The sequence below is a fragment of the Streptomyces sp. NBC_01707 genome, from assembly GCF_041438805.1.
In the GTDB taxonomy this organism is placed as follows: Bacteria; Actinomycetota; Actinomycetes; order Streptomycetales; family Streptomycetaceae; genus Streptomyces.
In genome coordinates this window covers 4407717-4419724 of record NZ_CP109190.1, presented here as the reverse complement: position 1 = coordinate 4419724, position 12008 = coordinate 4407717, and the positions used below count along the sequence as shown (strand labels likewise).

The 12008-nt window shown below is 69.9% G+C and carries 11 protein-coding genes; 6 read left to right on the top strand and 5 right to left on the bottom strand.

The window, feature by feature from the left end; all coding sequences use genetic code 11:
• Positions 1 to 29: 29 nt before the first annotated feature.
• Complete coding sequence (locus OG963_RS19735) at positions 30 to 704, bottom strand: MOSC domain-containing protein (protein WP_093773433.1); 675 nt, start codon at positions 702 to 704, stop codon at positions 30 to 32.
• A 90-nt stretch (positions 705 to 794) separates the two neighbouring features.
• On the opposite strand from OG963_RS19735, the gene OG963_RS19730 reads away from it, so the two are divergent.
• The gene (locus OG963_RS19730) at positions 795 to 1685 is read left to right on the top strand and encodes a LysR family transcriptional regulator (protein WP_030914309.1); all 891 of its coding nucleotides are present in this window, start codon (positions 795 to 797) and stop codon (positions 1683 to 1685) included.
• A gap of 44 nt (positions 1686 to 1729) precedes the next feature.
• On the opposite strand, the gene OG963_RS19725 is transcribed toward OG963_RS19730, so the two are convergent.
• Complete coding sequence (locus OG963_RS19725) at positions 1730 to 2068, bottom strand: WhiB family transcriptional regulator (protein ID WP_030914313.1); 339 nt, start codon at positions 2066 to 2068, stop codon at positions 1730 to 1732.
• 412 nt (positions 2069 to 2480) lie between these two features.
• Here OG963_RS19725 and OG963_RS19720 point away from each other — a divergent pair, with 412 nt between their 5' ends.
• The 4 genes from OG963_RS19720 (at position 2481) to OG963_RS19705 (ending at position 6831) form a co-directional block, all read left to right on the top strand.
• Complete coding sequence (locus OG963_RS19720) at positions 2481 to 3092, top strand: response regulator transcription factor (protein ID WP_003948568.1); 612 nt, start codon at positions 2481 to 2483, stop codon at positions 3090 to 3092.
• Positions 3093 to 3370: 278 nt separating this feature from the next.
• Positions 3371 to 3946 (top strand): sigma-70 family RNA polymerase sigma factor, encoded by a 576-nt coding sequence (locus OG963_RS19715; protein ID WP_030084428.1) that lies wholly within the window; start codon positions 3371 to 3373, stop codon positions 3944 to 3946.
• Positions 3947 to 4085: 139 nt separating this feature from the next.
• The gene (guaB, locus tag OG963_RS19710; protein ID WP_030914320.1) at positions 4086 to 5591 is read left to right on the top strand and encodes an IMP dehydrogenase; all 1506 of its coding nucleotides are present in this window, start codon (positions 4086 to 4088) and stop codon (positions 5589 to 5591) included.
• A gap of 115 nt (positions 5592 to 5706) precedes the next feature.
• A complete protein-coding gene (locus OG963_RS19705) occupies positions 5707 to 6831 on the top strand; it encodes a GuaB3 family IMP dehydrogenase-related protein (protein ID WP_030914322.1) in 1125 nt (374 codons plus the stop codon).
• A gap of 76 nt (positions 6832 to 6907) precedes the next feature.
• Here the strand turns inward: OG963_RS19705 and OG963_RS19700 are convergent, their stop codons facing one another.
• Together OG963_RS19700 and OG963_RS19695 are read right to left on the bottom strand one after the other, a co-directional pair.
• Positions 6908 to 7498: a hypothetical protein gene (locus tag OG963_RS19700; protein WP_093773227.1), complete on the bottom strand. Its 591-nt coding sequence runs from the start codon at positions 7496 to 7498 to the stop codon at positions 6908 to 6910.
• A 111-nt stretch (positions 7499 to 7609) separates the two neighbouring features.
• Positions 7610 to 8872 carry a nucleotide sugar dehydrogenase gene (locus tag OG963_RS19695; RefSeq protein ID WP_030914328.1) on the bottom strand — a complete coding sequence of 421 codons (1263 nt, stop codon included), beginning with the start codon at positions 8870 to 8872 and terminating at the stop codon, positions 7610 to 7612.
• A 248-nt stretch (positions 8873 to 9120) separates the two neighbouring features.
• Here OG963_RS19695 and OG963_RS19690 point away from each other — a divergent pair, with 248 nt between their 5' ends.
• On the top strand, positions 9121 to 10827 hold the full coding sequence (locus OG963_RS19690; protein WP_030914330.1) for a glycerol-3-phosphate dehydrogenase/oxidase: 1707 nt from the start codon (positions 9121 to 9123) through the stop codon (positions 10825 to 10827).
• Here OG963_RS19690 and OG963_RS19685 read toward each other — a convergent pair.
• On the bottom strand, positions 10764 to 11933 hold the full coding sequence (locus OG963_RS19685) for a serine hydrolase (protein ID WP_093773225.1): 1170 nt from the start codon (positions 11931 to 11933) through the stop codon (positions 10764 to 10766). The genes OG963_RS19690 and OG963_RS19685 overlap by 64 nt on opposite strands.
• Positions 11934 to 12008: the final 75 nt, after the last annotated feature.

Sequence of the window (12008 nt, the reverse complement as noted above, 5' to 3'; positions counted from 1 at the left end):
GCACGTTAGTGCCACGCCCGCCGCGGGGATCACTCGCCCGTGGCCACCGACTCCACGTACTTCAGGGCGGAGCGCAGCGCCCGGGGATGGAGTGCGTCCCGGGCCGGGAGCAGCTGTGGCAGCAGCTCCCGGCGCGTCGTCGCGGCCAGGAACTCCAGCTGCACGGTGACGTCGTGGTCCGGCCGGTGGACGATCTCGACCGGGTCCCCGGCGCGGATCTCGCCCGGCTCGACCACGCGCAGGTAGGCACCCGGAGCGGCCGCCTCCATGAACCGCTTGACCCAGCGGCTCTCGCCGAGGTGACCGGCGAACGTACGGCACGGAATGCGGCCGGACGTCACCTCCAGCACCAGGTCGGGGCCGATCCGCCAGCGCTCGCCGATCTTCGCGCCGCTCACGTCCAGTCCGGAGACCGTCAGGTTCTCTCCGAACGCGCCGTTGGCCAGCGTGCGGCCGAGCGAGCTCTCCCAGGCGTCGAGGTCCTCGCGGGCGAACGCGTACACGGCCTGGTCGGTGCCGCCGTGATGGCGCAGATCGCAGACCGCGTCCCCGGCCACCCCGCTGCCGCCGGTGCCCTTGGGGCCGGGATCGGTGACCCGTACCGGACCGTCGGCCGGCCGCTTGTCGATCCCGGTGACGCCGTCGGGGGCGTCGGTGTGGGCGACCGCCTTGGGACGTCCCACGTTCACGGTCAGCAGTTTCATCGGCTTCATAGGGAGCAACGGTAACCACCCCGCCTCAAAGTCACAGGCCCGTTACTGGCTTCCTCCCCAAGAGCACCTTATGGTTGAGAGGTGATCGAAGCCCGTCATCTCCGTGTCCTGCGCGCCGTGGCCGCCACCGGTTCGTTCTCCGCCGCCGCGCGGGAACTGGGGTGCACCCAGCCCGCGGTCAGCCAGCAGATGAAGGCTCTGGAGTCCTCCGCGGGCACGCCGCTGCTGATCCGCACAGGTCGCGAGATGAGGCTCACGCAGGCGGGTGAGGCGCTCGTACGTCACGCCTCCGGCATCCTCGCCGGGCTGACCGCCGCCGAGGAGGAGATCGCCGCGATCGCCGGGCTGCGGGCCGGCCGGGTCCGGCTGGTCTCGTTCCCCAGTGGCAGCTCCACCCTGGTTCCCGGCGCCCTCGCCGCCCTCCGCGCCGCCCACCCCGGTACGAGGGTCTCCCTGGTCGAGGCCGAGCCGCCGCGCTCGGTCGAGATGCTCCGGGAGGGGGACTGCGACATCGCGCTGGCGTTCCGCTACGGCACCTCGGGCGCCGAATGGGACGACCTGGTCGTACGTCCGCTGCTCACCGACCGGCTGATCGGCCTCGTCCCGGAGGGGCACCGGCTGGCCGGCGCGGATGCGGTGGGGATCGGTGAACTGGCCGAGGAGTCCTGGATCGCGGGCTGCCCGCGCTGCCGCCGTCAACTGGTGGAGGTCTGCGAGGAGTCCGGCTTCACCCCCCGGATCGACTTCGCCACCGACGACTACCCGGCGGTGATCGGCCTGGTCGGCGCCGGCCTGGGGGTGGCCGTGCTGCCGGAGCTGGCGATCGAATCGGTACGTCCCAAAGGGGCCCGCACCGTAACGGTGGAGCCGGCGGTCGAGCGTGAGATCGTCGCGCTCACGCTCCCGGACCTGGCGCAGGTCCCGGCCGTCGCGGCCACGCTGGACCAGCTTTCCCTGGCGGCTGCCCGCTAGGGAGTGCAGGAACGTTTCTTCGATTGTTCCGCGCGGTTCGAGGGTCAGCCGTGCCCTGAGGAGGCGGTCAGCCCCGACGGCGCCCCTGCTGTCGCGATCAGTCGGTTGCGGGCCCGTCCCATGAGCTCTTCGCGCTCGTCCTCGGTCAGCCCGCCCCACACTCCGTAGGGCTCGCGCACGGCCAGGGCGTGCGCTGCGCACTCGGCGCGTACCGGGCATCGCATACAGACCTCTTTCGCCGAGTTCTCGCGGGCGCTCCTGGCCGCTCCGCGCTCACCCTCCGGGTGGAAGAACAGTGAGCTGTCGACCCCACGGCAGGCCGCCAGCAGCTGCCAGTCCCACAGATCGGCGTTGGGTCCGGGAAGGCGGGAGAAATCTGCCATTGCTTGTCCCCTCGAAACCATGCTGAGTCGGCTACGCGGTAGTCGTTCGTCGGTGACCGTGCTCATGACCGTACATCTACGGTGTAAGTAGATGTAAATATGACTGATTGCGAATCTATCCACAGACACCAGCAAAAGGGAAGAAAACCCGCTAAATGGGGCATACCTTCAGGTGAAGCTTCGATTGACGACTGGACAATCCGCGCGGCTCTCCTCCGTGTGCGACTCCTCACGTAGAGTGCCGAACCTGGTCCTCGGACCCGTAACTCTTTCGAGTGACCATCGTTGAGAGGGCGGAGGCGGTTGACGGAAAAAGCGATCGGGCAGATGTCCGAGAGTGTCAACCGCACAGGTGACGACTTGTATCAGCCTGGAGGCTCAAGGTGACGCGCATCAGCTGCGGAGGACGGTCATGACATCCGTCCTCGTCTGCGACGACTCCCCGCTTGCCCGAGAGGCGCTCCGTCGCGCGGTCGCGACCGTGCCCGGCGTCGAGCGTGTGACGACGGCGGCCAACGGTGAGGAAGTTCTCCGCCGCTGGGGTGCCGACCGTTCGGATCTCATTCTGATGGACGTACGCATGCCCGGTCTGGGGGGTGTGGAGACGGTCCGGCGGCTGCTCTCCGCCGACCCCGGGGCGCGGATCATCATGCTGACCGTCGCCGAGGACCTGGACGGTGTCGCGCTAGCGGTCGCCGCCGGGGCCCGCGGCTATCTGCACAAGGACGCCTCCCGCGCGGAGCTGCGGGCGACCGTCACCCAGGCGCTGGCCGATCCGACGTGGCGGCTTGCCCCGCGTCGGCTGCGGTCGGCCGAGATGGGTGCGGCGCCGACGCTCACCGCGCGTGAGATCCAGGTGCTCGAAGGGATGAGCCACGGCCGTTCCAACGCGGAGATCGGGCGCGAGCTCTTCCTCTCCGAGGACACGGTGAAGACGCACGCCCGGCGGCTTTTCAAGAAGCTCGGCGCCTCGGACCGGGCGCACGCCGTCGCGCTCGGCTTCCGCTGGGGCCTGGTGCGCTGATGACCGGCGATGACCGGTAGGCAGTGTCCCCCCGTCCGCCCTCCGGCGGACGGGGGGACGGGGATGCCGGACCGCGGACCGGGAGCCGGACCCCCGCGGTATGTGACGCTTCCCGGCCGATGCCGCATCCTTGAGATGTGGAGTTCCTCGGGAACGATTCGGTCGAGCGGAAGGGGAGGGCGCAGGACATGACTTCCGGCGCACCCGCTCATAACGCTTCGGTGCACAACTACGGACGCGGTGCCACGGATGAAGCGGCACCGAGGCACCATGGTCCGATGCGCGACGACGAGACCACGGTGATCGGTGCTCTGGTGCACCGTGCCGTCGACGGCGACGCGCAGGCCACCCATGATCTGCTGGCCCATGTCCATCCCCTCGCGCTGCGCTACTGCAGGTCCCGGCTGAACCGGCTGCCCGGTGATGCCCGCCACTTCGTGGAGGACCTGGCGCAGGAGGTCTGTGTCGCGGTGCTGATGGCGTTGCCGCGCTACAAGGACACCGGCAGACCCTTCGAAGCCTTTGTCTTCGCCATCGCCGGCCACAAGGTCGCCGATCTCCAGCGCGCCGCCATGCGGCACCCGGGATCGACCGCGGTGCCCTCCGACGAGATGCCGGAGCGGCCGGACGATTCGCTCGGGCCGGAGGAGCGCGCGCTGCTCAGCAGCGATGCCGCCTGGGCCAAGAAGCTCCTCGCCAACCTCCCGGAGAACCAGCGTGAGCTGCTCGTTCTGCGGGTCGCGGTCGGTCTGACCGCCGAGGAGACCGGGCAGATGCTCGGCATGTCGCCGGGTGCCGTCCGGGTCGCCCAGCACCGCGCGCTGAGCAGATTGCGGGCCCTCGCCGAGCAGTGAGCGGCACCGGCTTCACCCCGGAACGGAGTTCCGTACGAAGCTACAGAACCTCTAGGTGATCTTGCTCGTGGAATGAGACACCCCCGGAGGCCGTTAGCATGGACATCCGCACCGATCAAGGCCATTTGGGGAAGGTGTCATGACTGCAAACGTCGACGGAGTGCCCGAGAAATTCGCGACGCTCGGGCTGACATACGACGACGTGCTGCTGCTGCCCGGCGCGTCCGACATGGCGCCCGATCAGATCGACACTTCCTCGTACATCTCGAAGAACGTGCGGGTGAACATCCCGCTGCTGTCCGCCGCGATGGACAAGGTCACCGAGGCCCGCATGGCGATCGCCATGGCCCGCCAGGGTGGCGCCGGTGTGCTGCACCGCAATCTCTCCATCGCGGACCAGGCCAACCAGGTCGACCTGGTGAAGCGTTCCGAGTCCGGCATGGTCACCGACCCGATCACGGTGCACCCGGACGCGACTCTGCGCGACGCCGACGAGCTGTGCGCCAAGTTCCGCATCAGTGGCGTGCCGGTGACCGACGGGGCGGGCAAGCTCCTCGGCATCGTCACCAACCGTGACATGGCCTTCGAGGCGGACCGTTCGCGCCAGGTGCGCGAGGTCATGACGCCCATGCCACTCGTCACCGGCAAGGTCGGCATCTCCGGCGTGGACGCCATGGAGCTGCTGCGCCGCCACAAGATCGAGAAGCTTCCGCTGGTCGACGACGCCGGGGTCCTCAAGGGCCTCATCACCGTCAAGGACTTCGTCAAGGCGGAGAAGTACCCGAACGCCGCGAAGGACAAGGAAGGCCGGCTGCTGGTCGGAGCCGCCGTCGGCGTCGCGGGCGACGCCTTCGAGCGGGCCCAGGCACTCGTCGAGGCGGGCGTCGACTTCATCGTCGTCGACACCGCGCACGGCCACTCCCGTCTCGTCTCCGACATGGTCGCCAAGATCAAGTCGAACGCGGCGGGTGTCGACGTCATCGGCGGCAACATCGCCACCCGTGACGGCGCCCAGGCGCTGATCGACGCGGGCGTCGACGGCATCAAGGTGGGCGTCGGCCCCGGCTCCATCTGCACCACCCGCGTGGTCGCCGGCATCGGCGTTCCGCAGGTCACCGCGATCTACGAGGCGTCGCTCGCCGCCAAGGCGGCCGGTGTCCCGGTCATCGGCGACGGCGGCCTGCAGTACTCCGGAGACATCGCCAAGGCCCTGGTGGCCGGCGCGGACACCGTGATGCTCGGCTCGCTGCTGGCGGGCTGCGAGGAGTCCCCGGGCGAGCTGCTCTTCATCAACGGCAAGCAGTTCAAGTCGTACCGCGGCATGGGTTCGCTCGCCGCGATGCAGACGCGTGGCGACCGCAAGTCGTTCTCCAAGGACCGCTACTTCCAGGAGGGCGTCGCCTCCGACGAGAAGCTGGTCCCCGAGGGCATCGAGGGCCAGGTCCCGTACCGAGGCCCGCTCTCCGCGGTCGTCCACCAGCTCACCGGCGGTCTGCGCCAGTCGATGTTCTACGTCGGCGGCCGCACCGTCCCGGAGCTCCAGGCCAACGGCCGTTTCGTCCGGATCACCTCGGCGGGGCTCAAGGAGAGCCACCCGCACGACATCCAGATGACGGTCGAAGCGCCGAACTACAGCAGGAAGTAACGCAACAGAACAGGTGAGGGGCGGTCCGGGCGTACTGGGACCGCCCCTCACCTGTGTGTCGGGGATACTGGAAAACGCAGACAGTACGCCTAGGGAACTGAAAGGCCACACCATCGTGACTGAGATCGAGATCGGGCGCGGCAAGCGCGGCCGCCGGGCGTACGCCTTCGACGACATCGCCGTCGTGCCGAGCCGTCGCACCCGCGACCCGAAGGAGGTCTCGATCGCCTGGCAGATCGACGCCTACCGGTTCGAGCTGCCGTTCCTGGCCGCTCCGATGGACTCGGTGGTCTCCCCGCAGACCGCGATCCGGATCGGTGAGCTGGGTGGTCTCGGTGTCCTCAACCTCGAAGGCCTGTGGACCCGGCATGCCGACCCGCAGCCGCTCCTCGACGAGATCGCCGAGATGCCCGTGGAGTCGGCGACCCGCCGCCTCCAGGAGATCTACGCCGCGCCGATCCAGGAGGAGCTGATCGGGCAGCGCATCAAGGAGGTGCGCGACTCCGGCGTCGTCACCGCCGCCGCGCTCTCGCCGCAGCGCACCGCGCAGTTCTCCAAGGCCGTCGTCGACGCCGGCGTCGACATCTTCGTCATCCGCGGTACGACGGTCTCCGCCGAGCACGTCTCGGGCGCGGCCGAGCCGCTCAACCTCAAGCAGTTCATCTACGAGCTGGACGTCCCGGTGATCGTCGGCGGCTGTGCCACGTACACCGCGGCCCTGCACCTGATGCGTACCGGCGCGGCCGGTGTCCTCGTCGGCTTCGGCGGCGGCGCCGCGCACACCACGCGCAACGTCTTCGGCATCCAGGTCCCGATGGCGACCGCGGTCGCCGATGTGGCCGGGGCCCGCCGCGACTACATGGACGAGTCCGGTGGCCGGTATGTGCACGTGATCGCGGACGGTGGCGTCGGCTGGTCCGGCGACCTGCCGAAGGCCATCGCCTGCGGTGCCGACGCCGTGATGATGGGCTCCCCGCTGGCCCGTGCGACGGACGCGCCCGGTCGCGGCCGTCACTGGGGCATGGAGGCGGTCCACGAGGACGTGCCGCGCGGCAAGCTGGTGGACCTGGGCTCCGTCGGCACGACGGAGGAGGTCCTCACCGGCCCCTCGCACACTCCTGACGGCTCGATGAACATCTTCGGTGCACTGCGCCGGGCGATGGCGACGACGGGGTACAGCGACCTCAAGGAGTTCCAGCGCGTCGAGGTGACGGTGGCGGACTCGCAGCACCGCCGCTGATTTCTCTCGGACATACGGGAGGGCCCGGACCGCATGAGCGGTCCGGGCCCTCCCGTATGCGCGGCGTCGAAAGCGATCAGCCGGTGGCCTTCTTGGCGCTGGAGAACGCGGCGGCGGCGGCGATCGCGAAGAACAGGAACGTCAGCAGGTCGGAGTCGGCCTTCCACAGGTCGTTCAGCTCGCTGAAGTGGTCGAAGAAGATCTGGGAGACCGTGAGCGGTTCCTGCTTGCTGACGATGATCGCCTCACCGAGCAGTTGGCCTCCGTAGACGCCGACCAGCGCGAGCACCGCGCTGAGGACCGGCAGCACGGGGTTGCGGCCGCCGACCTTGCCCGCGGCGAGGCCGACGAGGAAGCCGACGCCCACGGCCGCGTAGCCGATCTCGTGCTTGGTGGCGCCGATGATCCCGCCGTAGACGCCGGCGGCGACGAGGGCGGCGACGACCGCTGCGAGCAGGCCGAGGGCCACGTTGTTGCGGGCGGGAGCCGCCGGGGTGAACGGCACGCCGCCGAACTGGCCGGGCTGGCCGGGCTGCTGACCGGCGAACGGGTTGCCGGTCGGGACGCCGGGCTGGCCCGGCTGCTGGGCGGCGAACGGATTGCCGCCGCCGGGCTGGGCGTCGTACGGCTGCTGGGGCTGGTTCGGCGGTGGCACGGGCTGACTCATGGTGCTGGATCCCCCCTGGGACGGAAGCGCACGACTGTGCGAGAAGTGACGCCGCAGGCTAGCAGCCGTCTCCGACACCGCCCACCGAAATCCCTGGGGGGACCGCCGCCCTCACAGTCGGTGCGCCGCTCCTGCCGGGGTGGCTCCCCGGGTGTCCAGGAGGAGTTGGGCCTTCACGGCGAGACCCTGGAGGTCGTACGTACGGTGGTGCTGGAGCAGCACCGTCAGGTCCGCGCTCGACGCCGCTTCGTACAGCGAGTCCGCGCGCGGCACCGGCAGTTCACGGACGCGCCAGTCCAGGACGTGCGGGTCGTGGTAGCCGATCTGCGCACCCATGTCCATCAGCCGGTTGGCGATCTCCCGGGCGGGGGAGGCCTCCTGGTCGGCCAGGTCCGGCTTGTAGGTGACGCCGAGAAGCAGGACCCGGGCGCCGCGGACGGACTTGCCGTGTTCGTTCAGCAGGGTGGCGCAGCGCTGGATCACGTAGCTCGGCATCCGGTCGTTGATCTCCTGGGCGAGCGAGACCATCCGCAGCGGGTGGCCGGGGGTGCGGCTGCTGTACGGGAGGAAGCCCGGGTCGACCGGAGGGCAGTGACCGCCGACGCCGGGGCCCGGACGGAACGGCTGGAAGCCGAACGGCTTGGTCTCGGCGCACCGGATGACGTCCCAGAGGTCGACGCCGAGGTCGTGGCAGAGCACCGCCATCTCGTTGACCAGCGCGATGTTGACGTGCCGGAAGTTGGTCTCCAGGACCTTCGTCATCTCGGCCTCGCGCGGCCCGCGGGCCCGTACGACCTTGTCGGTGAGCCGGCCGTAGAAGGTGGCGGCCGATTCGGTGCAGGCCGGGGTCAGGCCACCGATGACCTTGGGGGTGTTGCTGTAGACGTGGGTGCGGTTGCCGGGGTCGAGGCGGCTGGGGGAGCACGCGAGGTGGAAGTCGCGGCCTGCGCGCAGCCCCGATCCCTCTTCGAGGAGAGGGCGCACGAAGTTCTCGGTGGTGCCGGGGGGCACGGCCGATTCGAGCAGGACGGTGGTGTGCGGGCGCAGCCGGGCGGCGAGGGCGCGGGCCGCGTCGCCGACGGCGGCGAGGTCGAGGGTGCGGTCGGCGCCGAGGGGGGTTGGCGCGCAGATCACGGCGGTGCGGACCCGGCCGAGCTCGGCCGGGTCGGTGGTGGGCCGGAAGCCCCCCGAGAGCATCCGGCGGATCTCCGAAGCGGAGAGGGAGCCTTCGACGGGGGTGCGGCCGGCGGAGAGCTCGGCGAACGGGCGGGGGTCGGTGTCGTAACCGACGGTTTGGATACCGGCGGCTACCGCGGCTTGGGCGAGGGGCAGGCCGAGGTGACCGAGTCCGATGATGGCGAGGTCTGCGGGCATGTGGGTGGCCGTCCTTCCCTAAGACCATGAAGGCAGAAAGCGCAACCGCTGAGGGCAGTGCAATGTCACACTAGGCGTAAATATGACCTATATGTCGCATTGTGTGGCTCTCGTCGACCGGGTGTTGTCCACAGGCGGTGGCTGAAGTCGCGGACCGCGGACAGAATCGAGTGGTGGGCACGGGCACCCGACCCCGCGGTCGGACCGCATCCCTGTGCCGGACCACCCCGATCTACCGGGAGGCAGCAGTGAGGACAGCGACACTGGGACCCGCGGAGCGTGCCGAGGCGCTCGCCGCGCTGGCCGAGCGCGAACTGGACGTGCTGGTCGTGGGAGCGGGCGTGGTCGGCGCCGGGACGGCGCTGGATGCGGCCACGAGAGGACTCTCGACCGGGCTGGTCGAGGCGCGGGACTGGGCATCCGGCACGTCGAGCAGGTCGAGCAAGCTGATCCATGGCGGGCTGCGCTATCTGGAGATGCTCGACTTCGCGCTCGTGAGGGAGGCGCTGAAGGAGCGTGGGCTGCTGCTGGAGCGGCTGGCCCCGCACCTGGTGAAGCCCGTTCCGTTCCTCTATCCGCTGCAGCACAAGGGCTGGGAGAGGCTCTACGCCGGTTCGGGTGTCGCGCTGTACGACGCGATGTCGGTGTCGTCGGGCCACGGTCGCGGGCTGCCCGTGCACCGGCATCTCTCCCGCCGTCGCGCCCTGCAGGTCGCGCCCGCGCTCAAGAAGGACGCACTGGTCGGAGCGTTGCAGTACTACGACGCCCAGATGGACGACGCCCGCTACGTGGCGACACTGGTGCGTACGGCCGCCGGCTACGGCGCGCACGTGGCGAACCGGGCGCGGGTGATCGGCTTCCTGCGGGAGGGCGAGCGGGTCGTCGGCGCGCGGGTGGAGGACGTCGAGGCGGGCGGGGAGTACGAGGTCAGGGCCAAACAGGTGGTCAACGCCACGGGGGTGTGGACGGACGACACCCAGGCGCTGATAGGCGAGCGCGGACAGTTCCATGTCCGGGCGTCCAAGGGCATCCATCTGGTCGTCCCGAAGGACCGCATCCACTCCTCGACCGGTCTGATCCTGCGGACCGAGAAGTCCGTGCTGTTCGTGATCCCGTGGGGGCGCCACTGGATCGTCGGGACGACGGACACCGACTGGGACCTGGACAAGGCTCATCCGGCGGCGTCCAGCGCCGATATCGACTACTTGCTCGAACATGTCAATTCGGTCCTGACCACCCCTCTGACCAGGGACGACGTTCAAGGCGTCTATGCCGGGCTGCGCCCCCTGCTGGCCGGTGAGTCGGACGCGACCAGCAAGCTCTCGCGCGAGCACACGGTGGCGCATCCGCTGCCGGGGCTCGTGGTCGTCGCGGGCGGCAAATACACGACGTACCGGGTGATGGCGAAGGACGCCGTCGACGAGGCGGTCCACGGCCTCGACCAGCGGGTGGCGGACTGTGTCACGGAGGACATCCCGCTGCTGGGCGCGGAGGGGTACCGGGCCCTGTGGAACGCGCGGGCGAGGATAGCGGCCCGCACCGGGCTCCATGTCGCCCGAGTGGAGCACCTGCTGAACCGGTTCGGATCCATGACCGAGGAGATTCTCGAACTGATCGTCGCCGACCCTTCGCTCGGCGAGCCGCTGCCCGCGGCGGACGACTACCTGAAGGCCGAGATCGTCTACGCCGCCTCGCACGAGGGGGCTCGCCACCTCGACGACGTGCTGACGCGTCGGACCCGGATCTCCATCGAGACCTTCGACCGGGGCACCCTCAGCGCGAGGCTCTGCGCGGAGCTGATGGGGCCGGTGCTGGGGTGGAACAAGAGCCAGATCGAGCGGGAGGTCGAGCACTACGAGAAGCGGGTGCAGGCGGAGCGGGAGTCGCAGCGTCAGCCGGACGACCAGACGGCGGACGCGGCGCGGCTCGGCGCACCGGACATCGTGCCGGTCTGATCCGGCCCGCGGCCGGGCCGTGACGTACCGGACAGCCCCTGGTGAGGCCGGCAGAACTCGGCTTCGAGAAGGGCCGGTTCGAGCGTCGGATCGGACAGGCTGTCCGTGTTGATGCGGAACGTCAGGGTGTGCCGCCCGTCGCGGGTGGCGGCCGTGCGGACGTAACTGCCCGCTATATGACCGTTGTGGCCCCAGACGGTGGTACCGCAGGAGAGCTTCTGCGGGTAGACGCCCATGCCGTAGATGCCGTCCGCCGTACCGGTGTTCAGCAGGGTGTCCAGCTGGGCGGGCGGGAGCAGGCGCCCGCCCAGCAGGGCGGCGTAGAAGCGGTTCAGGTCGGCGAGTGTGGAGATGAGTTCGCCCGCGGCGCCGGCGGTGCGCGGGTCGAGGGAGGTGACATCGTGAAGGCTGCCGTCGGCCGGGTCGCGCGAGTAGCCGCGGCCGTGCGGTGCGGGCAGCGCGGTGCGGGCGCCGGGGAGCGACGTGCCGGTGAGGTGGAGGGGGTTGATGATGCGGCGGCGGATCTCGGTGGCGTAGCTGTGTCCGGTGACGTGCTGAATGACGAGGCCGAGCAGGACGTAATTGGTGTTGGAGTAGGCGAAACCGCCGGTGGTGTTCGTGGGGCGGTGCGCGATGGCCGCACGCACGGCGGCGGTGGCGGTGGCGGGGTGGGCGTTCGTGTCGGCCGTGTAGTTGTAGAGGCCGCTGGTGTGGGTGAGCAGGGCGCGCAGGGTGATGCGGCGCCCGTCGTTGCCGTGTCCGCGGACCAGTCCCGCCAGATGCCGGTCCACGGTGTCCGATAGTCGCAGCTTGTGTTCCCGGGCGAGTTGGAGGACGACCGTGGCGACAAAGGTCTTGGTGATGCTGCCTGCCCGGAACCGGTCCTGCCGTCGGATGCCGGGGCCCGTCGAGCGGTAGGTGTCGTACGGCGCGGCGGAGGCTCGCTGGGCCAGAAGGGCCGCTGTCGGAGCGCCGCCCTGGGCGACGAGCCGGGGAAGGTAGGAGGCTGCGGGAGTCAGATGTGGTTCGCTGGGCAGGCTCGCCGTTCCGAGGCCGAGCAGCGTTATCACCAACGGGGTGATGAGCAGCGACCTGATAATCGGCATGGCAGGGAGTCCCTTCCTCCGGCCACATCATGACGGACCACGGACCCGGCACCATGACCGGTCCCGGGGTGAGGG

What these genes read in the sequence shown, in the direction of transcription:
- OG963_RS19735 (WP_093773433.1), bottom strand. Translation starts at nt 704, where the DNA reads ATGAAACTGCTGACCGTGAACGTGGGACGTCCCAAGGCGGTCGCCCAC.
- OG963_RS19700 (WP_093773227.1), bottom strand. Translation starts at nt 7,498, where the DNA reads ATGAGTCAGCCCGTGCCACCGCCGAACCAGCCCCAGCAGCCGTACGAC.
- OG963_RS19695 (WP_030914328.1), bottom strand. Translation starts at nt 8,872, where the DNA reads ATGCCCGCAGACCTCGCCATCATCGGACTCGGTCACCTCGGCCTGCCC.
- OG963_RS19715 (WP_030084428.1), top strand. Translation starts at nt 3,371, where the DNA reads ATGCGCGACGACGAGACCACGGTGATCGGTGCTCTGGTGCACCGTGCC.
- OG963_RS19685 (WP_093773225.1), bottom strand. Translation starts at nt 11,933, where the DNA reads ATGCCGATTATCAGGTCGCTGCTCATCACCCCGTTGGTGATAACGCTG.
- guaB (WP_030914320.1), top strand. Translation starts at nt 4,086, where the DNA reads ATGACTGCAAACGTCGACGGAGTGCCCGAGAAATTCGCGACGCTCGGG.
- OG963_RS19720 (WP_003948568.1), top strand. Translation starts at nt 2,481, where the DNA reads ATGACATCCGTCCTCGTCTGCGACGACTCCCCGCTTGCCCGAGAGGCG.
- OG963_RS19725 (WP_030914313.1), bottom strand. Translation starts at nt 2,068, where the DNA reads ATGGCAGATTTCTCCCGCCTTCCCGGACCCAACGCCGATCTGTGGGAC.